General features: G+C 28.2%; 18 protein-coding genes. 16 read left to right on the top strand and 2 right to left on the bottom strand.

The window, feature by feature from the left end; genetic code table 11:
* Positions 1 to 65: 65 nt before the first annotated feature.
* The 15 genes from ACKTTQ_RS16845 to ACKTTQ_RS16775 all read left to right on the top strand — a co-directional run bounded on the left by ACKTTQ_RS16845 (position 66) and on the right by ACKTTQ_RS16775 (position 16,030).
* A complete protein-coding gene (locus tag ACKTTQ_RS16845) occupies positions 66 to 1,289 on the top strand; it encodes a hypothetical protein (protein WP_408049870.1) in 1,224 nt (407 codons plus the stop codon).
* Positions 1,289 to 1,744, top strand: coding sequence for a three component ABC system middle component (locus ACKTTQ_RS16840; protein ID WP_408049869.1), 456 nt, complete (start codon positions 1,289 to 1,291; stop codon positions 1,742 to 1,744). The genes ACKTTQ_RS16845 and ACKTTQ_RS16840 overlap by 1 nt, the downstream gene beginning before the upstream one ends.
* The gene (locus tag ACKTTQ_RS16835) at positions 1,741 to 3,597 is read left to right on the top strand and encodes a DUF3732 domain-containing protein (RefSeq protein WP_408049868.1); all 1,857 of its coding nucleotides are present in this window, start codon (positions 1,741 to 1,743) and stop codon (positions 3,595 to 3,597) included. The genes ACKTTQ_RS16840 and ACKTTQ_RS16835 overlap by 4 nt, the downstream gene beginning before the upstream one ends.
* Before the next feature lie 6 nt (positions 3,598 to 3,603).
* Complete coding sequence (locus ACKTTQ_RS16830) at positions 3,604 to 4,632, top strand: nucleoid-associated protein (RefSeq protein WP_408049867.1); 1,029 nt, start codon at positions 3,604 to 3,606, stop codon at positions 4,630 to 4,632.
* Positions 4,616 to 7,342, top strand: a complete 2,727-nt coding sequence (locus tag ACKTTQ_RS16825; protein WP_408049866.1) for a P-loop NTPase fold protein — start codon at positions 4,616 to 4,618, stop codon at positions 7,340 to 7,342. Before ACKTTQ_RS16830 ends, ACKTTQ_RS16825 begins: the two co-directional genes overlap by 17 nt.
* Before the next feature lie 391 nt (positions 7,343 to 7,733).
* On the top strand, positions 7,734 to 8,558 hold the full coding sequence (locus tag ACKTTQ_RS16820; RefSeq protein ID WP_093870290.1) for a prephenate dehydratase: 825 nt from the start codon (positions 7,734 to 7,736) through the stop codon (positions 8,556 to 8,558).
* The gene (locus tag ACKTTQ_RS16815; RefSeq protein WP_408049865.1) at positions 8,555 to 9,697 is read left to right on the top strand and encodes a pyridoxal phosphate-dependent aminotransferase; all 1,143 of its coding nucleotides are present in this window, start codon (positions 8,555 to 8,557) and stop codon (positions 9,695 to 9,697) included. Before ACKTTQ_RS16820 ends, ACKTTQ_RS16815 begins: the two co-directional genes overlap by 4 nt.
* Position 9,698: 1 nt before the next feature.
* The gene (locus ACKTTQ_RS16810; protein ID WP_299136591.1) at positions 9,699 to 10,547 is read left to right on the top strand and encodes a prephenate dehydrogenase; all 849 of its coding nucleotides are present in this window, start codon (positions 9,699 to 9,701) and stop codon (positions 10,545 to 10,547) included.
* A gap of 20 nt (positions 10,548 to 10,567) precedes the next feature.
* Positions 10,568 to 11,650 carry a bifunctional 3-deoxy-7-phosphoheptulonate synthase/chorismate mutase type II gene (locus ACKTTQ_RS16805; protein WP_093870287.1) on the top strand — a complete coding sequence of 361 codons (1,083 nt, stop codon included), beginning with the start codon at positions 10,568 to 10,570 and terminating at the stop codon, positions 11,648 to 11,650.
* 100 nt (positions 11,651 to 11,750) lie between these two features.
* A complete protein-coding gene (locus ACKTTQ_RS16800) occupies positions 11,751 to 12,506 on the top strand; it encodes a DUF5995 family protein (RefSeq protein WP_408049864.1) in 756 nt (251 codons plus the stop codon).
* Positions 12,507 to 12,544: 38 nt separating this feature from the next.
* The gene (rsgA, locus tag ACKTTQ_RS16795) at positions 12,545 to 13,486 is read left to right on the top strand and encodes a ribosome small subunit-dependent GTPase A (protein ID WP_093870285.1); all 942 of its coding nucleotides are present in this window, start codon (positions 12,545 to 12,547) and stop codon (positions 13,484 to 13,486) included.
* 7 nt (positions 13,487 to 13,493) lie between these two features.
* Positions 13,494 to 13,946: a D-aminoacyl-tRNA deacylase gene (dtd, locus tag ACKTTQ_RS16790; RefSeq protein ID WP_093870284.1), complete on the top strand. Its 453-nt coding sequence runs from the start codon at positions 13,494 to 13,496 to the stop codon at positions 13,944 to 13,946.
* Between the two features lie 10 nt (positions 13,947 to 13,956).
* On the top strand, positions 13,957 to 14,604 hold the full coding sequence (locus ACKTTQ_RS16785) for a TatD family hydrolase (RefSeq protein WP_408049863.1): 648 nt from the start codon (positions 13,957 to 13,959) through the stop codon (positions 14,602 to 14,604).
* Positions 14,601 to 15,317 (top strand): tRNA threonylcarbamoyladenosine dehydratase, encoded by a 717-nt coding sequence (locus ACKTTQ_RS16780; RefSeq protein ID WP_113786890.1) that lies wholly within the window; start codon positions 14,601 to 14,603, stop codon positions 15,315 to 15,317. The genes ACKTTQ_RS16785 and ACKTTQ_RS16780 overlap by 4 nt, the downstream gene beginning before the upstream one ends.
* A 68-nt stretch (positions 15,318 to 15,385) precedes the next feature.
* Positions 15,386 to 16,030, top strand: coding sequence for a YceI family protein (locus tag ACKTTQ_RS16775; RefSeq protein ID WP_408049862.1), 645 nt, complete (start codon positions 15,386 to 15,388; stop codon positions 16,028 to 16,030).
* A 52-nt stretch (positions 16,031 to 16,082) separates the two neighbouring features.
* Here ACKTTQ_RS16775 and lipB read toward each other — a convergent pair whose 3' ends face one another.
* Positions 16,083 to 16,784 carry a lipoyl(octanoyl) transferase LipB gene (lipB, locus tag ACKTTQ_RS16770; RefSeq protein WP_408049861.1) on the bottom strand — a complete coding sequence of 234 codons (702 nt, stop codon included), beginning with the start codon at positions 16,782 to 16,784 and terminating at the stop codon, positions 16,083 to 16,085.
* Positions 16,785 to 16,852: 68 nt separating this feature from the next.
* Here lipB and ACKTTQ_RS16765 point away from each other — a divergent pair, with 68 nt between their 5' ends.
* A complete protein-coding gene (locus tag ACKTTQ_RS16765) occupies positions 16,853 to 20,137 on the top strand; it encodes a reprolysin-like metallopeptidase (RefSeq protein ID WP_408049860.1) in 3,285 nt (1,094 codons plus the stop codon).
* A gap of 70 nt (positions 20,138 to 20,207) precedes the next feature.
* Here the strand turns inward: ACKTTQ_RS16765 and ACKTTQ_RS16760 are convergent, their stop codons facing one another.
* Complete coding sequence (locus ACKTTQ_RS16760) at positions 20,208 to 22,961, bottom strand: carboxypeptidase-like regulatory domain-containing protein (RefSeq protein ID WP_408049859.1); 2,754 nt, start codon at positions 22,959 to 22,961, stop codon at positions 20,208 to 20,210.
* Positions 22,962 to 22,977: the final 16 nt, after the last annotated feature.

The raw sequence follows: 22,977 nt of genomic DNA, 5'->3' as shown, positions 1-22,977 counted from the left end.
CATGAAATTTTATATATATTTGGAAATGAAAAGATAAAGTTATTATTACCCCCCGTAAATAATATATGGCTAAAGAAAAATTAGAAGACCACACTGCTGGACCTCAATCAATAGGTTTTGATTATCAATTTTATTACTTCATGTATCTAGCTCTTGAACTAAAAGTTGGAGAAAAAGTAGGTTTTGAAGTAAAGGATGATGTACATATAGATAAATCAGATGGCTCTACCGTTTTGTTTCAAGCAAAACACTCCGTACAAAAAAACACTATTGGCAATATCAAAAACTTAACTGAACTAGATATTGATTTATGGAAAACATTAAATAATTGGATTACTTTTATTCAAGCAGATAGCAAGTTTATAGAAAAACATTCTTTTATTTTGGTTACTAATAAAAATGAAGGAAATAATGATTTTGTAGAGGCTATCCGTAATTTTAAAAAATCTGAAAATGTTAATCTTATTTTTGAAAGAGCAAAAGAATTAAAAAATAAAACTACAGATAAGACCCTAAAAAAGTATATTAATACTTTCTTAAAAATGGGCAAACGAAAATTAAAGCCTTTTATAAAAAAACTAGATATAGAAACTAGTGTTGATGAAATAATTAAAAAAATAAAAAATAGAATTCTACAAAACGTTAGACAAGAAAAATTTGTAGAGATTATCTATAATAATTTATATTCAAACTTACAGGCTGCCAAATACCTTGAAATTAAAAATAAAAATAAATTCGAAATTTCGTTTCAAGACTTTAATAAAAGGTTTGGGAAGTGTTTTAAAATAGCCAATGAAAAAACACCTCTACCTTCTAGAAACTTCCCTATAATCCTACCTGAAAATATCGAAAACCAAACATTTGTTAAGCAATTGTTAGACATTGAAGAAACACAGATTGGCTCTAATGATATTAAAAAATACACTACTCACATGCTTAAATTTATAAATGACTTCACTTACTGGACAGAGGAGGAAAACTTTATTCTATTTACTGAGGCAGAAGAATTCAAAAAGAGCAGTATAGAATATTGGGCTAATGAGTTTAAATCAAAGTTTAGAAAAATAAACAAACAAATAAATAACGGAGCTCCTATTGAGTCTTTTGAAGAAAAGATTAAAGATTTAGGAATCGAATTAGTTGATTTTATTAGAAGAAAAGAACTAATTATTAACGGAATTCACCCACTAAGTATTGAACATAGCAATGGTCATTTTTATGCTCTATCAAATGAATTAGAAATAGGCTGGCACCTTGATTGGGAGAAAAAATACAAAAAACAATTATAATGAAAGAAATATACTATGTATATAATAATGAAGCTATTGCTAGCTGTATTTTTTTGTCCTTATTAAATGAAACCAAAACAATTGATATTGCTCGTATTTCATTAGTCTTACCTTTTTTACTCGACGACAGGACTGTTAATTATCTATCAAACAATAGAAATCATATAGAATTGGAAAATTTAATTGATGAAAAACCACATATTTTCACATCTTTTAATAAAAGGTACCTCTCATTATTACCTGTCTCAATTAACTCACTAAAAATGCTTTATAATGGAGGGCTAATATCCTTTCAAAACCAAAAAGTAATTAATAATGATTCTGATCTTAATCTTGAAAATATCTTACTAGGTGATAGATTTAATAAAATTAATAAAATCATCCCTTACTTTTTAAGCATAATAGAAAAATGCTCAACTGAACAACTTTATAAAATATTAAGAATTCAATTATGAAATTCATTCTTCATGAAATAAAATTATGGTTTAATAATGATGAAGATTCTACTGAGAGTTATCATTTTTTACCAAACAAAATAAATGTAATTACTGGAGATTCCGATACAGGAAAAACAAGTTTTTGGAGTATAATAGACTACTGCCTGTTATCAGGGAGAACCAAAGTAGCAAATACTATTAATGAAAAGGTAGCATGGTTTGGAATCAATTTCACTATTAATGAAAAACAAATATCTATAGTCAGGAGAACCCCACAAAGTGGAGCTGTTTCTTCCGATGTATGTTTCAATTTTGGAGGGTTTCTTAATACTATAAAGCCTAACAAAGAAATCTCTGAAATAAAGTCAATCCTTGATGAAGAGTTTGGGGTTACAGACTCTATTAGATTTCCTTTTGGCAAGGATTCTGGAGCCGTTTCTTTTAATATATCATATAGACATTTCTTGTTATTTAATTCACTTACAGAAGATGTTATTGGCGTATCTGAAACATATTTTGATACTTCTTTCTATGGGAAAGAAGAATATGACAAAGCTTTGAAACATATTTTTGATTTGGTTATAGGTATTGACGGAATGAAAAATATCAAAGCTGAAGAAAGATTAAAGGAAATAAACAAATCTCTTAAAGCTATAAAAAGGCAACATAATTCAAATGAAAAAAACATTAAAAAGTTTAATGAAGATATTCTTAAAATTATAACTAAGTGTAAAGAATTTGAATTTATTGAATACTCCAAAACATTTGACAATATTGATGATGCTATTAATGAAATAAAATCAATAATAGAAAAGAAAAAAGCAATAGTTAAAAACACAAAATTATTTAATGATTTAGATAAATTAAATAGAAAAAGAACTGAAATTCGTCTTCAAATAAATGCCATAAATCAATATCAAAAAGAATATAATAAGTATAAACGAAATTTAAAAAAGTCGGAAGACAGTCTACAACCTATAGAATTTTTAAATACTAAATTATCAAATCAACTTATACATTCTAGAGAAACAGAATTATTTATTGAAACTTTATCAGATTCATTAAATCAAATAAAAAATGGTTTATCTAAAAAAACAATTCCTCCAATTGAAGTTAAAGGAGACGTAAAAGAGCTAGACAAGCAGATAAAAAATATTGAAGAAGAAATACAAAAAGTTAAAAAACTAAAAGATGACTATGTAAAAGAAAGTCAAAGTTTTATTCGTTTTGGAGAAATTAAAAATGCATTTGAACAACTACCGAAAGAACCAACTATTAAACCTATTGATAATATAGAACTCAATAAATTAAATGATGAAAAAACAGATTTAATAGAGATACCTAAAAGTAATGAGAGTTTAAAGAGCATAATGAAAGATAACTTAAATTCAAGTATTCAGCAAAACTTCAATAAACTAACCACACTAAAATACAGCGATTATCTGACCAAATTTGATGATAATGACATGAGTTTAAAACTACATCCTCCTGGGCAATTGTTTCCCTTAACCAATATTGGGAGTAAATCTAATTATATGTTTTTACATTTATGTGTTTATCTAGGGTTTCACCAGCATATGTTAAACGTAGGACAAATACATGTACCTCAATTTCTATTTATAGACCAACCAAGTATTCCATATTATGGAAGTGGTGACAATGATGATAAGACAAAATTAATTGATGCGTTTACACTTTTAAACTCATTTATAGAACATATAACAGTTGACAACGAAAATTATTTTCAAATTTTTATGGTTGAGCACGCCCCTAAAGAATATTGGATAAACAATCGATTAACTCACTTTCATTTAGTCGAAGAATTTGTTAATAATAAAGGGTTAATTCCAAATGAAATTTTTAATTCTTAAAGAGCCATGATGACTTTAGGAGAATTAAATAAGTTCGTAATTCATTTTATTGGAAATAAAAATAATGGAGATGGTGTTAGCTTGTCCGATTCTTTAACAGATTTTAAAAAAATAAATGATTCTTTAAATCATTTAATTATTAACAGTTTCAAATTTGATGAATTATTCAAATTTGAATTTTCTACAAATCTGGACTTAAACCCTGTATACCGTTTTATTGAATCCACCTTTGACAACCCTAATAATTTTATTGAACAATCAAAAAACATAGGTCGATATTTATATGATAAAAGTACCCATCCACAAATTAAAGGAGGAGAATTATGCATTGCTTATTTTGAAAACTGTACACTAAATAATGAAATAGTAGATTGTATTGGTTTCTTTAAATCTGAAAATAAAGATACTTTTTTAGAAGTAGATAAAATTCATAATGGTTTTGAAATTGATAGTAAAAAAGGAATTAATATAAACAAACTAGATAAAGGTTGCTTAATTTTTAATATCCAAAAAGAAGATGGCTATGTTGTTTCAATCGTAGATAATACTAATCGTTTGAATGCTCAATATTGGAAAAATGATTTTTTGAGTATTCAATCTTTAAAAAACGATTTTCATCAAACTAATCAATTCTTAGGCATTACTAAACAATTTTTAACAAAGCACATTCAAGAAGATTTTGAAATAAGTAAAGCTGATCAAATAGACTTTTTAAATCGTTCTGTAGATTATTTTAAAACTCACCAAAGTTTTGACAAAAAAGACTTTGAAGAAAAAGTATTTAGAGATGATAACTTAATTGAATCTTTTGACAATTATAATCAATCATTTCAAAAAGAAAACGATTTAGATATTTCTAACACTTTTGAAATATCTACACAAGCTGTAAAAAAACAGGCAAAAGCATTTAAACGTGTTTTAAAACTAGATAAAAATTTCCATATATATATACATGGAAATAGAGATTTAATTGAAAAAGGAATAGATGAAAAAGGAAGGAAATTCTATAAAATATTTTATGAAGACGAAAATTAATTTTTTTAAGCGCTTGTATATTAACTCATATTCGTTTCTCTTCAAAAATAAAAAAGTTTTATTACTTGGCTTTTTATTAATAACAATAAACTTGTTGTTTTTAGGGAAGTTTTCTCGATTTTTAGGTACAAATATTAGTGTACCAAAAAGTGATTTTATTGAAATACAAAAAACAATTAATTGGATTTATTTAATATTCACAATAGTTTTCATTATTATTCTTTATAATGTTATTAAACTTAACTACAGACTTTCTAGGTACTGGTATTTTTGGACTGTATATATTAGTGTAATATATATTTTTTTAAGAAAGAGTAAATATTTAGATTTTCATACAATAAACTCGTTTCCTCTTTCATGGTTAAATAATTTGAACCTATATTATTCTGATGTAATATTTCTTCTTCCAGCATTTTCACTTCTTGTTTTTCTTAAAAATATTTTTACAAAGGCAAAGAACAATACACCTTCAATATATTTAAAAGAGGATTTACCATTAAATGGAACAGATTCAGTTCAAAATGAAAAAGTAATAGACAAAATAGTAAAATCTATAGATGGATTTTACCCTGAAGTTGCTTTCGTTATAGGTATAAATGCTAAATGGGGGAAAGGAAAAACATCTTTTTTAAATAGACTTAAAAAGAAACTTATCTTAAAAAACAAAGATTTAATTCTATTTGATTTCAATGCTTGGCAACATCAAGACGAAAAAACTATTATAAATAATTTTTTTGGACTTCTAAGCGAAAAATTATCAAAATACAATCAAAATGCAAGTGATTCGATACAAAAATATTTAAATAGCTTATTGGCACTAGAAGATAATACCTATAGTAAAGGGCTAAAACAAATATCTCAAACATTATTTTCCGATACTCCATCAATCAACTCCTTTTATCTTAATATTCAAAAAAATGTTAAAGATACAGGTAAACAAATAATCGTTTTTGTAGATGACCTAGATAGATTAAACAAAGAAGAGATAAATGAAGCTATTAGATTACTTAGAAATATAGCGAATTTTAATAATATAATCTTTATTTGTGGTCTAGATAGAAGCTATTTAGAAAGAAAAGGAGAATTAGAAGCAGGGTATTTAGATAAAATTTTCAATTTAGAGATTAACTTACCTGAACAAAATGAAAAAAATTTTTTAGAAGCTCTTGTAAACTACATTAAAAAAACCAGCAATAATATTTTAGATGAAAAGAAAAAAGAAAAATTAATAGAAACTTTATATTATAACAAAACCGAGAATACAAACTTAGCTAACAGATTTGATCCAACTCATACCCAAAGTATATTTTCTTCAAAATCTAATTTCCCTGAAATTTCTATTGATAATGTCATAAACGTAAATACTGATAATAATGTAGAAAAAACTTCTTTAAATCCTAGTTTGTTTTTTGATTCTATTAGAGATGTTAAAAAATTTTACAATAAGTTAATTTTTAATCTTCAAATTCTAGAAAAATTATCCAACATAAATATCTATGACTACATATTATTCCATTTATTAATTTTTAAATACCCTTGGATGTATGAGTTATTTAATGATAAAATAATATCACAATGGTTAACAACTCAAAATGGAAATGAGTTAATATTTAATAATGAAAAATACAAAAAAGTACATAGCGAAATTTTTAGTAAAACACCTCTAAACAATATAGATTCTATAGTTATAAATACAGTTTTAGACGAACTTTTTAATAAACACAGGAAAGGGCAAGAAATTAGAATAAATCAAAAACGATACTTACCTATTTATCTAAATAATAACATATTCAATGATAGCTTAAACTACAGCCAAATAATTGAAGCTATTGACAACTTTAAAGTAGAAAAACTAATTGAAGATATTAAAAATGATGATAATGAAATAGAGTATTTAGAAGACATTAAAAATCAAATTATAAAAAGGGAAAACCTACAAAACCTTAAAGGTTTTAAAGAGCTTTTTTTACTCATAAATAATAATATAATTAGAGAAATAAGTTCAACAGAAATTGTAAGTGTACTTGCGTGGGCGCTAAACGCAGAAAGTGGAATCAATAAAAAAGAACTAAAAACTCTTTTGAATACTATTGTTTTTGTAAAAATAGACAATAGATTAGGCTTGTTTTTAAGAGAGTTAAATATACACTATACAAATAACAAAGGGAGTGAACTCAAAATCAAATCTCCACATCTTATCAGAAACAAAAACCACTCCATTGAACAATTAGAACTTATCGATAAAGAGTACGTTAAAGAAAAATTAATAACGTTATTTAGTAACTTTTTAAAAGAAACGAAGAATTTATCAAGTGTAATTGATATTTTACATTGGTGTGTAGAATACTCGTTTACAGATTTAAATTTTTACCTTTATTATCAAGAGATATCTAACTTGTTTAAAGAGTATTTAAGTGAAAATCTGAAAGAATTTATTGAAATTGGAATTAATAATCTTGACTATAATTTTTTAGCTACTATCTTTTCTAACGAAAATAAAGATGAAATTATTCAAGGAGCTATAAAGGTCAGTAATAGTGTAGGTAATTTAACTCAACAATTTAATCCGTATAAAATTAAATTTATAGAAACAGGATTAAATAACTTTATTGATTTTTTAAACAAAAAAAGCAATGATAATCTTTCAAAAGATATAGAAAAAATAATCAAAAATATAGAGAAGGATATTGAGAATGGAATTAGCCTTTAAATTAATGATTAGAAAATATTATTAAAAACTCATATAAAAATAAAAAAAAGACCACTTTATGTCTACTTTAAAAACAGGGTCAAGTCACAAGTTTATTAAAATCAAGTATTTAGAAAACAATTCATAAGTCCCGTCCAGACCGAAAAACCTCTTCAATTTTTATTGAAGAGGTTTTTTTTTACACAAAAGTTTGGTTATGTAAAATTAATTTCTAAGATTTGTCACATACAAATTAAAGACACAAAGAATGTTACAAAACGTATGGCAAGGTTTCTATTTTTTCTTTTACTATTTTAGTAAGAGCAGAGACTTTATATCATATATTTAAATAACAAAAAAATATTATAACCATAAAGTCTCGATAACATCGAGGCTTTTTTTTTACACTAAAATGAAAAAAATAGCCATTCAAGGAGCCGAAGGTTCTAATCATCATAAAGTAGCTCGCGATTTTTACGGGAAAGATGTTCAGTTAGAAGAATGTTTGTCTTTTGATATTCTTGTAGATTGCTTATTAAATAAAACATCAGATAAAGCTGTTATGGCTATAGAGAACACAATTGCTGGCTCTATTATACCTAATTACGCTTTAATCGACTCTAATAATTTACACATAAGTGGAGAGGAGTACTTAAATATCCATCATCATTTAATGGCTTTACCGGGTCAAAAAATTGAAGAAATTAAAGAAGTATGCTCACATCCAATGGCTTTATTACAATGTAAAGAGTTTTTTAAAAAACATCCGCACATTAGATTAGTTGAAGATGTAGATACAGCTGAAGTTGCTAAACGTATTGCAAAAGAACAATTAAAAGGAGTTGCAGCAATTGCACCTAAATTAGCCGCTGAAATTTTTGGTTTAGATGTTTTAGAAGATGAAATACAAACCATGAAAGACAACTCAACTAGGTTTGTAATTATTCAAACAGAAAAACCTAACAATGGTATTGACCAAATAAACAAAGCTTCTTTTAAGTTTCAATTAGATCATAAAAGAGGAAGTTTGGCAACTATTTTAAATGTATTAAGCGATTGTAAAATGAATTTAACAAAAATACAATCATTACCAGTTATAGAATCACCTTGGAAATACTCATTCTTTGTTGATGTAACTTTTGATAGTTATAAAGATTATGAAAAAGCAATTGCAATTATAGAAATAATGGCAGAAGAATTTAAAGTTTTAGGAGCTTATAAAAACGGAAGAAAATGATTCAATCAGCAAAAAGACTAGAAACCGTACAAGAATACTACTTCTCAAAAAAATTAAAAGAAGTAAGGCAATTAGCCTCTGAAGGAAAGCCAATAATAAATATGGGAATCGGTAGCCCAGATTTACAACCACCTTCTACTGTAATAAAAGCTATTCAAGATAGCTTAACAGATGTAGGTGCTCATAAATACCAAAGTTACCAGGGCTTACCTGAATTTAGAAATGCTGTTGCCAATTTTTACAAGGCTAAGTATAATGTTATTATAAACCCTGACAACGAAATTCTTCCTTTAATGGGAAGTAAAGAAGGGATTATGCATATTTCATTAGCTTTTTTAAATGAAGGTGATCATGTTTTAATTCCAAACCCTGGTTACCCTACATATAGTTCAGTGACCAACCTAGTAGGAGCTAAATCGGTTTTTTACGAATTAGACGCTACTAACAATTGGCAACCTAACTTTAATGAGTTAGAAAAATTTGATTTAACAAACGTAAAATTAATGTGGGTAAATTACCCTCATATGCCTACAGGTACAAAAGCCTTAAAAGAAACCTATCAACAATTAATTGAATTCGGAAAAAAACACCATATCATAATTGTAAATGATAATCCATATAGCTTCATATTAAACGATACTCCAAAAAGTATTTTGCAAGTTGAAGGAGCTAAAGATATAGCACTTGAGTTAAACTCCTTAAGTAAATCATACAACATGGCAGGTTGGAGAGTTGGTAAATTAATTGGTAATCAACATTTTTTAAACGAAGTTTTAAAAGTAAAAACTCAAATGGATTCTGGTATGTTTTATGGTATTCAAAAAGGAGCTATAAAAGCACTAGAACTTGACGATAGATGGTTTAAGGAACAAAATAAAATATACCAATCAAGACAACAATTAATTTTCAAAATAGCTGACACATTAGGCTGTACTTATAACAAAAATACTTCAGGAATGTTTGTTTGGGCTAAATTACCTGAAGGCCAAGAATCGGAAAAAGTAGTTGACGATTTATTACATAACAAACACATATTTGTTGCCCCAGGAACAATTTTTGGAAGCCAAGGTGAAGGATACATTCGATTTTCATTATGTGTACCCGAAGAAAAGATTAAAGAAGCAATAACTCGATTTTAGAATGAACGTATTTGTAATAGGATTAGGATTAATAGGTGGAAGTTTAGCACTAGATATTCAACATGAATTTAATGAAGTGATTATTTACGGAATAGACACAAATGAAGAGCATCTTAATCAAGCCTTGGAAATTGGAATTATTCAACAGAAAGCTGCGTTTAGCGACTTAAATAATGCAGATATTGTTATTATTTCTGTACCAGTAGATACTTCTCTTAAATTAACCCCAAAAGTGTTAGATGAAATTTCTGACAACACATTAGTTATGGATGTAGGCTCTACTAAGGAAGACGTTTGTGAAATCATAAAAAACCACCCAAAAAGAAGAAACTTTTTAGCTACCCATCCAATAGCAGGAACTGAATTTTCTGGACCGAAGGCGGCTCTTAAAAACCTATACAGAGGCAAAACAAACATTATTTGTGAAGTAGAAAAAACAGCTTTTAAGCTACAAGAAAAAGCATTAGATATTTTCTCAAAAATTGGAATGCGTATTCGTTATATGGATCCTAAATCACATGATAAACACATTGCTTATGTTTCTCATTTATCACACATAAGTTCTTTCATGCTTGGAAAAACAGTAATTGAAAAAGAAAAAAATGAGCGTGATATTTTTGATATGGCAGGGAGTGGTTTTGCTTCAACTGTACGTTTAGCTAAAAGTTCACCTGCAATGTGGGCTCCTATTTTTGAGCAAAACAAGACTAATGTTATAGAAACATTGGAAGAATATATTCAAAACTTACAACAGTTTAAAGAACTCATGCTTCAAGATAATTTTGCAGAAATTTATCAAGAAATGGAAAGTACAAATCATATAAAACAAATTTTAAACGGCATAAACTAAAAGCCACAACAACAAGTAAAATGGAAAATACAAAAGAATTAAAAACATGGTTGGATGATATGAATCTTGCTCATCCACTAGTAATAGCAGGGCCTTGTAGTGCAGAAACCGAAGATCAGGTTTTAAAAATTGCACATGAATTAAAAGATTCTGATGTAAACTATTACCGTGCTGGAATCTGGAAACCAAGAACAAGACCTGGTAATTTTGAAGGTGTTGGCGCTTTAGGTTTAAAGTGGTTACAAAAAGTAAAAGAAGAAACAGGAATGAAAACCTGTACTGAAGTAGCGAATGCTGCTCACGTAAAACTAGCCTTAGAACACGATATTGATTTGCTTTGGATTGGTGCCCGTTCTACAGTTAGTCCGTTTATTATGCAAGAAATTGCTGATGCTCTTCAAGGTACCGATAAAATAGTTTTAGTAAAAAACCCTGTTAATCCAGATTTAGCTTTATGGCTAGGTGGAATAGAACGTTTATACTCAGCAGGAATTAAAAACCTAGGAGCTATACATAGAGGTTTTTCTACCTATGAAAAGTCGAAATATAGAAACATTCCAGAATGGCAATTAGCTATTGAATTTCAAAACAGATTTCCTGATTTACCTTTAATTTGCGATCCTTCTCATATTACAGGAAAAAGAGATATGGTTTTTGATGTTTCACAAACTGCTTTAGATTTAAATTTTGATGGTTTAATGATAGAAACTCATATTGATCCAGACAATGCATGGAGTGATGCCGCCCAACAGGTAACACCAGATACTTTAAAGCAAATGATGATCGACTTACGTGTTAGAAAAGAAACAACTACCGATCAAACCTATAGAGAGTCTCTTGATAACCTAAGAGCTCAAATAAATATTACCGATAATCAATTGATTGACATGCTTGGAAAAAGAATGACAATTGCTGACAAAATTGGGGAACTAAAAAAAGAAAAGAATGTAGCTGTCCTTCAATCTAAGCGATGGAATGAAATTCTAGGAAATATGATTTTAGAAGGAGAACGAAGAGGATTGAGTGAAGAGTTTGTTTTAAAAATGTTTAAAGCAATTCACCAAGAGAGTATAAATCATCAAGAAAAAATCATTAAAGGATAACATCTATTTTAATGTTAATAAATGCTATAAGGTTGCCCAAAAGGCAACCTTTTTATTTGTGTTTTTTTTGTAATTTCAACACAACCAAACTTATATTAAAATGCCACCAATTGAAACTATAGATGATGTAATTGAAACATTACAAAATATCATTGAAGATGCTATTAAAAATGAAAGTACTTTAGGCTATTTTGCTGCCCTCTACCTTAAAGTAACTAAAAAAGTTAAACAAGGTATTTCTGAAAATTTCTTCGAAGATGGAAAACGAATGGAAAAATTAGATGTCATTTTTGCTAAAAGATACATCACGGCGTATTATGATTACAAAGAAAACAAACCAATAAGTGCATCATGGGAAAAAGCATTTAGCATCTCTACAAAATACTGGCCTATTGTTTTACAACATTTACTAATAGGAATGAATGCGCATATAAATTTAGATTTAGGTATTGCCGCAGCTCAAGTTTCTGAAGGCCAACCAATAGATAATCTTAAAGGTGATTTCAATAAAATAAACGTAATTTTATCTTCTTTAGTAAACGAAGTAGAACAAGACTTAAGTACAATTTGGCCCTTTTTAAAAAAAATACTAAAGTTTACTCATAAAATTGACAGCTTTTTAATTGATTTTAGCATGAAATTAGCTAGAGATGGTGCTTGGAATTTTGCAGTAAAGCTTTCCTCTACTCCAGAAAAAGATAAATTACAATCAATTAAAGAAAGAGATGAAAAAGTTGCACAAAAAGCATCTATTATTATAAACACTGGATTAATTCCGCAAATTATATTTATGATTGTTAGAGTTGGAGAACGAGGCTCAATTGCTAAAAAAGTAGGTGATTTGATGCAAAAATAACTCTATTTACATTCATTTTTTATTCTCATCTTTGTTATATGATTGGAACGGTTTATAAATCTACAGGAAGTTGGTATTGGGTAAAGTCTGAAGATACTTTTCATAAATGTAGAATTAAAGGAAAATTTAGGATGAAAGGTATTAAAAGTACGAATCCTATCTCTGTAGGTGATATTGTTGAGTTTAATTTAGAAGCTAAAACAGATGATGAAACTGGAGTAATTTCTGAAATTAAAGAACGAACTAATTATATTGTTAGAAAATCAGTAAACTTATCAAAACAAACTCACGTAATTGCTGCGAATATTGATCAAGTTTTTCTGTTAATCACAATAGACAATCCGCCTACTTTCACCACTTTTATAGATCGTTTTTTAGTAACTGCTGAGGCATACTCAATAAATGTTGTTTTAGTTTTTAATAAAATTGATGCTTATCAAATAGATCAAAAGGCTGAAATATTATATTTAAAAGATATATATGAAGCTATAGGTTATAAATGTATTGAAGTGTCTGCTAAAGAGAATAAAAATATTGACCTCATAAAAGAGCTAATGCTTGATAAAGTTAGCATGTTTGCAGGTCATTCAGGAGTAGGAAAAACAACTTTAGTAAATGCTATTGAGCCAGATTTAAATTTAAAAACTAAGGAAATTTCAGAACAACACAAACAAGGTCAACACACTACTACTTTTGCTGAAATGTTTGATCTTAGCTTTAATGCTAGAATTATTGATACTCCTGGTATAAAAGGTTTTGGTGTAGTTGATATGGATAAGGATGAATTGGGCGACTACTTTCCTGAGTTTTTTGCATTAAAACAAAATTGCAAATTCAACAATTGTATTCATATTAATGAACCTAAATGTGCTGTAAAAGATGCTCTTGAAAAGGATGAAGTATCTTGGTCTCGTTATAAAAGTTATTTACAAATTCTAGAAGGAGAAGAAGAAAATTATCGAACAGATATTTGGAAATAAGTTATAAATGAAAGCCATAATACAAAGAGTTTCAAAAGCTAGCGTTACCATTAACAATAAAAAAGTTGCTGATATTAAAAACGGGCTTCTTGTTTTATTAGGAATTGTTAATGAAGATACTTCTGATGATATCAGTTGGTTGTCAAAAAAAATATGCAACCTTCGAATATTTAATGATGACCAAGGTGTTATGAATACATCTATCATAAATAATAAAGGAGATATTATTATTGTTAGTCAATTCACTTTACACGCTTCTACAAAAAAGGGGAATCGTCCAAGCTATATAAAAGCTGCGAAACCTGATATTGCAATTCCTTTATATGAAGCATTTATTAAGCAGGTAGAGACCGACCTAAATAAAAAAGTTCAAACTGGGCAATTTGGAGCTGATATGAAAGTTGAATTACTAAATGATGGACCAGTTACTATCATTATCGATTCTAAAAATAAAGAATAAAATTAACTTTATGGATTTTATTGATATTCATACGCACGCAACTAAACAATGTCCTGAGATTTTATCAATAATTAATATCTATCCCAATAATACTGTTCCAAAAAACAATCCTTTTTCTATTGGAATACATCCTTGGTATATTACAGAAAATAACCTCCAATTAGATTTTAAAAACGTAGAACAAAAACTATATGCAAAAAATTGTTTAGCAATTGGCGAGTGTGGCTTAGATAAATTATCTAAAACAAACTACAATCTTCAAATAAGCGTTTTCAAAAAGCTTATTTTATTATCAGAAAAATATAACAAACCTTTAATTATTCACTGTGTAAAAGCTTTTAATGATATTATTCATCTTAAAAAAGAATACAAACCTCAACAGCAATGGATTATTCATGGGTTCAATAAAAACAAACAAATAGCTAATGATTTAATAAAAAACAATATTATTATTTCAATTGGCGCAAGCTTTTTAAGAAACGAGAAACTTCAGAATACTATAAAAGAAATACCTGTAGAAAACATTTTTTTAGAAACTGATGATTCTAATGAACCTATTAAAAACATTTACAATAAATTTGCCCAAATAAAAGAGAAAGACTTAAGCATAGTTAAACAAAAGATAACAGAAAATTTTAATAGAATATTTATTGTATGAGTTGGTTAGAACGTACTGAATTATTAGTACAACAAGAAGGATTGGAAAAAATTAAAAAGGCAAATATTTTAATTGTTGGTTTAGGCGGGGTTGGTTCATTTGCTGCAGAATTTATTGCAAGAGCAGGAGTACAAAAAATGACAATTGTTGATGGTGATGTATTTGACAAAACAAATATTAATAGACAATTACCTGCATTAAATAGTACCATAGGCAAATCTAAAGCAAAAATTGTTGCTGAACGACTTAAAGATATTAACCCAGATATTGAACTTACTGTGTTTGAAGAATTCCTTTCACCTGAAAGAGCTTTTGAAATTGTAGATAGTAAATATAATTATGTAATGGATTGTATAGATAGTATCACTCCAAAACTAAATTTAATGATTGCTGCCAAAAGAAAAAAAGTAAAACTTATTAGTTCTATGGGAGCTGGTGGTAAACTAGATGCTTCAAAAATTAAAATTAAAGATATAGGTAAGACTAAGCACTGCACTATGGCTAGAGTTTTAAGAAAGCGTTTAAAAGAGCATAACATTGATAAAGGTATAAGGGCAGTCTATTCTGAAGAAATGCAAAAATCAAATAGTTTAAAACTTACTGACGGTACAAATTATAAAAAATCTTTTTATGGTACTATTAGTTATATGCCAGCTGCATTTGGCTTACAAGCAGCATCTTATGTTATTAACAAATTAATAACTAAAAAATAATCTCCACGGAAACTATTTTTTATTTACATTTGTTCTAAATTAGAAAATCAATCATTAAAATCAATATTATGAAGAAATCAATTTTAGCAATTGCTTTTATAGCATTAACTGTTATTTCATGTAAAAACGACAAGAAAAAAGCAGCTACTGGTGAAGAGGTTAAAGATGTAAAGAAAGTAGAAAATGTAATCAACTCATACAAAGCAAACGTTGCTGAATCTGTTGTTGCCTGGAAAGGAAACAAACCTACTGGATCACACAATGGAGTTTTAAAAATTCAAAATGGTATTTTTGATATAGAAAATGGTACTTTAAAAGCTGGTGAATTTACTATTGACATGAACACGATAACTTGTACTGATTTAGAAGCAGGTCAAGGTAAAGAAAAGTTAGAAGGACATTTAAAAGCTTCTGATTTCTTTGATGTTGAAAAATTCCCTACCGCTAAATTTGTAATAGCTAGTTCAGAAAAAAAAGATGGAAAAATACACGTTACTGGTAATTTAACATTAAAAGATGTTATTAAAAGCATTACAATTCCTGTAACTGTTACTGAAGATGGTGATTCAGCTACATTAAAAAGTGAAACTTTTAGTGTTGATAGAACTGAGTTTGGTGTTACTTATAGCTCAAAGAAATTTGATGCAGCTTTAAAAGATAAATTCATTAATGATTTAATGGAAATATCTTTTGATATTAAAGCTAAAAAATAAAAAAAAGCTTTTATTATTATAAAAAAAAGAGGTTGATAATCAACCTCTTTTTTTACTTTATAAACTCTTTAACTTCAAATAATGATTTAAAGTGTTTTAATATTTTTTCTTTTACAGCTTCTTCAGAAACTTTCTCACCTAATTCTACTTCCATAGAAGTAACAGCTTTACCTCTAATTCCGCAGGGAATAATATTATCAAAATATCCAAGATTAGTATTTACGTTTAATGCAAAGCCGTGCATTGTTACCCATCTACTAGCACGAATTCCCATAGCACATATTTTTCTAGCAAAAGGAGTTCCAACATCTAACCATACTCCCGTTTCCCCTTCACTTCTTTCACTCTTAATACCATATTCAGCTAATGTTAAAATAATAGCCTCTTCTAATAATCGTAAATATTTATGAATATCTGTAAAAAAATTCTCTAAATCTAAAATAGGATAACCAACAATTTGGCCAGGGCCATGGTACGTAATATCACCCCCTCTATTAATTTTATAAAATGTAGCTCCCTTTTCTTTTAATTGATTTTCATTTAATAATAAGTTATTAAAATCTCCCGATTTACCTAGTGTATATACATGAGAATGCTCTACAAATAAAAAGTGATTTGGAGTTACAATATCAACTGATCCGTTCCTTCTCTCTCTTTTTAATGCAACTATTTCATCTAACAACTTTGTTTGTAAATCCCAAGTTTCCTTGTAATCTTTTATTAACAAATCTTTTACATGTACATTTTTATTCATATTTTCGTTGTTTATCCCCATCTCTACTTAAGAAATTCATTTTTTTAAACTTTAAAATTAAACAACAAATGAAAAAAATTACCCTTTTGTTACTCTTGTTGTCATTAGCTACTATTTCTAATGCACAAAATTACTGGAAAAAAATGGAATCCGGTAATCAAAGAAGTAAATCAGAATTATATCAACGAGGAGACACTCCTAAAAAATACCATATTTTTTCTTTAGATCTAAATAGCTTCACTTTTCATTTAAACTCTAAATCTAAGAAAAGTTCAAATATTATAGATCTTCCTAATGCATTTGGAAAGACTTCTAAATACCTAGTTACTGAATCTTCTAATTTTGAAGATGGACTTGCAAAAAAATTTCCTTCTATAAAATCGTACTCGGCAAAAGGTATTGATGACCCTTCTGCAACTGCTAAAATAAGTATTGGAACAGATGGAGTTCATGTTATGATAATGTCTGGAAACTTTAGTACTTTATACATCGACCCTTTAACCAAAGACAATAAAAACTATATTTCTTACAAAAAAGAAGACTTTGTTTCTAGTAGAGATGATTTTCAATGTAAAGTTGATGAATTAAAAAATAAACATACTTCTGACACTAATAAAACTGCAAGTAGAAATGCTAACGATGGAAAATTAAGAACTTTCAAAATAGCCATAGCTTCTACTGGAGAGTATTCTCAATTTCATTTAACCAATCAAAGCGTTCCTTCAACAGCCACTGATGCTACAAAAAAGGCTGCTATTTTATCTGCAATGAACACTACAATAGCTCGTGTAAACCTTGTTTATGAACGTGATTTATCTGTTAAAATGATAATAGTAAGTGACAATGAAAAATTAATTTTTCTTGATGCCAATACTGACAATCTTTCAAATTCTAATGCTAATTCATTAATTACCGAAAGTCAAAATATTTGTGATAATGTAATTGGAAATAGCAACTATGATATTGGACATACTTTTAGTACTGGCGCCGGTGGTCTTGCTGGTTTAGGTGTTGTTTGTATTACTGGTCAAAAAGGTAGAGGTGTAACAGGTAGAACAAACCCTATTGGTGACCCTTATGATATTGATTATGTTGCTCATGAAATTGGACATCAATTCGGTGCTAATCACACCTTTAATAATTCTTGTAATGGAAACAGAAATGGAGCTACGGCAGTAGAACCTGGTAGCGGTTCTTCTATTATGGGATATGCTGGTATATGTGCCCCTAATGTCCAATTTAAAAGTGATGATCATTTCCATTCAGTAAGTATTGCTGAAATGTGGAGTACTATTAAAGTTGCAGCTACTTGTGCTACAATAACCAATACAGGGAATAATGCACCGACTGCTGATGCTGGAGTCAATGTTAGTATACCTAAATCAACACCTTTTGTTTTAAAAGGAAAAGCTACCGATGCTGATGGAACTTTAAGTTTAACTTACAATTGGGAACAAATTGATACAGAAATTGCAGTAATGCCACCAGTTGGTACAAATACAGCTGGGCCGTTATTTAGATCTTCTCCATCAAAAACTTCACCTAATAGATATTTTCCTAAATTAGAAAACGTAGTTGGTAATACAACTTCTTCATGGGAAGTTCTACCCTCTGTTGCTAGAGAAATGAATTTTTCATTAACAGTCAGAGACAATAATTCTGGAGGTGGAGCAAGTGCAAGAGATGATATAAAAATTACAGTTGCTGATGCTAATCCTTTTATTGTAACTGCTCCTAGTACTGCTGTTACTTGGAATTCCGGATCATCACAAACTATTACTTGGGATAAATCTACAACTGATCAAGCTCCTATTAATTGCGCTAATGTTCGAATTAAACTTTCATTAGATGGTGGAGTTACCTTTCCTATTACTTTAATAGAAAACACTCCTAATGACGGATCTCAAAGTATTTCAATTCCTAATAACCCTACTACCAAAGCGAGAATATTAATTGAAGCAGTTGGTAATGTTTTTTACAATGTTAACTCTACAAATTTTACAATTGTTTCAACAATACCTACTTTTGTTTTTTCTAGTGTTACAAGTACTAATTCAATTTGTAACAACACTAATAATACTGTTAATTATACTTTAAATTTAGATTTTATAAACGGTTTTAATGAAACAGTATCTTTCAGTACTCAAAATTTACCTAGTGGTGCATCTGCTACATTTTCACCTACTACTATTAATAAAAGTGGCAACGTAACTATGATAATAGGTGGACTAAATGGTACTAGCGCTCAAAAATACAATGTAAAAGCTATTGGTACCTCAACATCTTTAACTCAAAATACAAGTGTTAATTTAACTATTTTTGATTCAACTTTTTCTAAAATAAGTACTACTAAACCCAGTAATAATAGTACTAATATTGAATTGGCTCCTACATTAACCTGGAAAGAAGATTCAAATGCATCAATGTATAATGTGCAAATAGCAACTGACTCTAACTTTACTAACATAGTTTTAGATAAAAATGCATCTACAAACCTTTATACACTTGTTAGTCCATTAACAAGTAATACAAAATACTATTGGAAAGTTAAACCTAAAAATGACTGTGGAGAAGGTACTTTTTCAGATGTTTCAAATTTTACAACTTCCAATCCTTCTTATTGCTCATCTACATTTACTGATGAAGCAGGTGGTACTGAACATATAACTAATGTTACTTTTAATACAATTAATAATAACTCAGCAAATGATACTTCTGATGGATATGAAGATTTTACATCCATAGCAACCACAATAAAGAAAGGTGAAACTTACCCTATAAGTGTTACTTTTGACACAGGTGGTTTTCAAGATCATTGTTATGTTTTTATTGATTGGAATCAAGATTATAAATTTGACAACACTACTGAAAGATATGATTTAGGAACTAAACCTGAAGATGTGGCCACTGCTACTTTTAATATTAAAGTTCCTGATAACGCTGTAAAAGGCAATACTAGAATGAGAGTAATAATTGAATATGATGATCCAACAAATAACTATGGAGAAGGAGCTTGTGATGCAGATCACAAAACAGAATGGGGTGAAACTGAAGATTATAAAATAACTATTGACGCTACTGCTTCAACTGATGAAGTTTCGTTTAATAATTTCAATTTATTCCCAAATCCTTCAAATGGTAGATTTAAATTAACTTTTGAAACTAAAACACAAGATAAAGTATCTGTAAAACTATTTGATATTAGAGGAAGATTAGTAGAGTCTAAAAACTTCTCTAACTCTTCTTTAATTTTTTCTGAAGAGTTATTATTCAATACTGTTAATAGTGGTATGTATTTACTACAAATTCAAAATGGTGGACTACAGACTACCAAGAAATTAATAATTAAATAATTTTATTTATTACTATAAAACAAAAAAGGCGAGCATAATATGCTCGCCTTTCTTTATTCAAATAATCTATCTATAAATTGTACTTAATACTAAGTACCGCTATTCTAGGTTGAATTATATATGTACTATTACTTATAAAAATATCATTACTACTGTTCTGATTTAAACTTCTTGAATTTAAAAGGTTAGTAACTCCAATTTTATATTCCCATTGACTATCCTTCTTTTGATACGTTAAATCAGCTCTTAAAAACCCATACTTATCAATTGTTTCTCCATCTCTAACAACCTGATTGTAGGTATATTTAGAAGTAAATCCAAACTCTTTTAGAAAAAACACATCTAAATTCATATACGGACTATGTGTTGTAAATGTATTTTTTACACCACCTATATTAGAATTATTGATTGCAACATTATACCCAACATCAAAGTTTGGAGCAGATCTAAAATTTGTACTAAACTTAGTTGTATAACTTTGTGTAAATGTTTTAGATAGCCTGTTTGTAGTCTCATTATTAAATCTATTCGTTATTAAACTATTTGATTTAGCATAAGAAACATTTCCTCCTAATGTGATTTTAAACTTTCTGTAACTCTTTTGAAAATTTAACCTTCCTGAAATTGTTTCATCTGGAAACAATGAATTTATAGAAGTTCTAACCTGATTAACTCCTAAAAACTGAGTATTTGATTTAATAGCATCGATTCTTTTACTATAATTAATAGATCCGAAAATATTAGTATAATTAAACATATTAAAACTAAAATAACTCAAGTTTACATTATGTGATAATGAATTCTCTAATTCCCTATTACCAGAATACAAACTATTGTAATTATTGAAAACATATCCTTGAGCTAGTTGATTTACATCTGTAAAACTAGTTTGCATACTATAACGTAAACGTAAAGTTTCTGATTTCTTTAAATTCACTTTTATTGAAGCGTCTGGAAGAAGTTTTGTAAAATTATTATCAACTACTGATCCTAACTGCGTGTTTTTTGAAGTATAATTATGTAATGTAAATCCTTGGTTGAAGGTAAAAATACCAGTAATAAATTTATAATGTAAACCAAGATATAAATCATTAAATGTAAAATCTACATCATTTATAGACTCTGTTTTATTTACCGAAGTTCTATTTCCATTTAAAATTTCAAAAATAGTAGAGTTAAACTTTTGATTACTTAATGTACTTCCAAAAGTTACATTTATATTACTTTTTGAATTTAAAACATAGTAATAGTCTAATTTCGCATCAAACTTGTTTGTTTTAATTCTTTTCTCTTGCATCACGTCAAATGGATTAGCTGTTAAGTTTAATCCTATTAGATTAGCAAATGACAATTGTTCAAGTTTAGCATTATAAAAAGGATCTTCATCTTGCCATAAATGCTGGGCTTCAAAAGCAAAAATATTTTTATCATTTAACGTATAATAATAATTTAGATTTTGATTTAGAGAAAATGGATTTTGAGTAGAAACTTGATTAATCGGAACAATTTCGTTATTTGCATTTAAGAATGTTCTATTTGAAATTGTAGACTGTTTTTGCTCTTGTCCAGAAACCTTTGCAAAAATATCATAGTCAAATTGATTTGCTGAATTTGGTTTATAACTAGAGCTTAATTTAAACAAACCTAAATCACTTACTTGAGCTGTTTGATCTTGAGTAGTTTCAGTATCAATTATTTTACCAGCTGCAGGTGGTATATTATTTTTATCAATAGTCGCATTTGAATACGTTCTACTTGTCATTTGCTCAATATCAGTTTTATTTCCCGAATAAATTGCAAAACCACTTAAATCCCATGTTTTTTTAGGTGAATAACTAAAATTGACCGCTCCAAACTTAGTTTCTATCTCTTTAGCTCTATTATTTTGGAGTGTTAAGAATGATATATCATTAGACCCAACATTGAAATTTGTTCCATTACTACTACCCCCTAAACTTCTAAATCCACCAGTAAATTTAAAATAATCTCTCATTGTAAACGGTACTTCCCCTATATTATTTACATCTGTAATTATATTTACACTATACTTAGGGTTATAATAAAACAGCTTAGGATGTGCTATATAACGTTCTTTACTTATTCCCATTCCTATACCAGCTGTAACTTCTCCAAACCAAAAATTCTTTTTTCCTTCTTTTAATTTTAAATTAATAACAACATTATCTTCATTATCAGTGACACTACTTAACTGACCAACTTCACTATGATTTTTCAATACCTGAACCTTATCAATAGCATCGGCTGGGATATTTTTTGTAGCTAATTTACTATCTCCATCAAAAAAATCTTTCCCCTCTACCATTACCTTCTTAACAGTCTTACCCTCTACTTCAATTTCTCCATCATCATTTACCTCAATACCTGGTAGTTTTTTAAGAACATCTCCTAATTTTTTTTCTGTACCACTTTTAAAACTGTCAGCATCATATACTATAGTATCTCCCTTAACTGTTACAGGCATTTTATAAGTTATATTAACCTCATCAAGAGTATCATCTGTTAACATGCTAATACTTTTTTCAATATCTGAGTCCTTTGAATTCACAGAAACTTCAACTGTTTTCTTACCTATATAACTAACCTTTATACTATAATTAGAATTCTTTTTTAAATTTAATTTATAATTCCCTTTACTATCAGTAAAACCATAGGAGTCTAACTTTTTTGTTTGTTTGTTTATAGCTATTACATTAGCCATTTCTAGAGGGTTTCCAATGCTATCTTTCACAACTCCTTTCATTGTTACTTGGGCATAAGTACCCCATGCAGTCATTAAAATGACCACTAGTAGTATTTTTTTCATTTTGTTAATTACTAAG

Source organism: Tenacibaculum halocynthiae, from assembly GCF_964512825.1.
GTDB classification, from domain to species: domain Bacteria; phylum Bacteroidota; class Bacteroidia; order Flavobacteriales; family Flavobacteriaceae; genus Polaribacter; species Polaribacter halocynthiae.
Note: the sequence above shows the minus strand (reverse complement) of the source record. Positions and strands in the feature narration are given on the sequence as shown.

Bases quoted from the DNA above. Each gene is read 5' to 3' on its own strand.
- ACKTTQ_RS16830 (WP_408049867.1), top strand. From the start codon at position 3,604: ATGATGACTTTAGGAGAATTAAATAAGTTCGTAATTCATTTTATTGGA.
- ACKTTQ_RS16760 (WP_408049859.1), bottom strand. From the start codon at position 22,961: ATGAAAAAAATACTACTAGTGGTCATTTTAATGACTGCATGGGGTACT.
- ACKTTQ_RS16820 (WP_093870290.1), top strand. From the start codon at position 7,734: ATGAAAAAAATAGCCATTCAAGGAGCCGAAGGTTCTAATCATCATAAA.
- ACKTTQ_RS16810 (WP_299136591.1), top strand. From the start codon at position 9,699: ATGAACGTATTTGTAATAGGATTAGGATTAATAGGTGGAAGTTTAGCA.
- ACKTTQ_RS16800 (WP_408049864.1), top strand. From the start codon at position 11,751: ATGCCACCAATTGAAACTATAGATGATGTAATTGAAACATTACAAAAT.
- rsgA (WP_093870285.1), top strand. From the start codon at position 12,545: ATGATTGGAACGGTTTATAAATCTACAGGAAGTTGGTATTGGGTAAAG.
- ACKTTQ_RS16765 (WP_408049860.1), top strand. From the start codon at position 16,853: ATGAAAAAAATTACCCTTTTGTTACTCTTGTTGTCATTAGCTACTATT.
- ACKTTQ_RS16825 (WP_408049866.1), top strand. From the start codon at position 4,616: ATGAAGACGAAAATTAATTTTTTTAAGCGCTTGTATATTAACTCATAT.
- ACKTTQ_RS16835 (WP_408049868.1), top strand. From the start codon at position 1,741: ATGAAATTCATTCTTCATGAAATAAAATTATGGTTTAATAATGATGAA.
- ACKTTQ_RS16840 (WP_408049869.1), top strand. From the start codon at position 1,289: ATGAAAGAAATATACTATGTATATAATAATGAAGCTATTGCTAGCTGT.
- ACKTTQ_RS16780 (WP_113786890.1), top strand. From the start codon at position 14,601: ATGAGTTGGTTAGAACGTACTGAATTATTAGTACAACAAGAAGGATTG.
- ACKTTQ_RS16785 (WP_408049863.1), top strand. From the start codon at position 13,957: ATGGATTTTATTGATATTCATACGCACGCAACTAAACAATGTCCTGAG.
- ACKTTQ_RS16815 (WP_408049865.1), top strand. From the start codon at position 8,555: ATGATTCAATCAGCAAAAAGACTAGAAACCGTACAAGAATACTACTTC.
- lipB (WP_408049861.1), bottom strand. From the start codon at position 16,784: ATGAATAAAAATGTACATGTAAAAGATTTGTTAATAAAAGATTACAAG.
- ACKTTQ_RS16845 (WP_408049870.1), top strand. From the start codon at position 66: ATGGCTAAAGAAAAATTAGAAGACCACACTGCTGGACCTCAATCAATA.
- ACKTTQ_RS16775 (WP_408049862.1), top strand. From the start codon at position 15,386: ATGAAGAAATCAATTTTAGCAATTGCTTTTATAGCATTAACTGTTATT.
- dtd (WP_093870284.1), top strand. From the start codon at position 13,494: ATGAAAGCCATAATACAAAGAGTTTCAAAAGCTAGCGTTACCATTAAC.
- ACKTTQ_RS16805 (WP_093870287.1), top strand. From the start codon at position 10,568: ATGGAAAATACAAAAGAATTAAAAACATGGTTGGATGATATGAATCTT.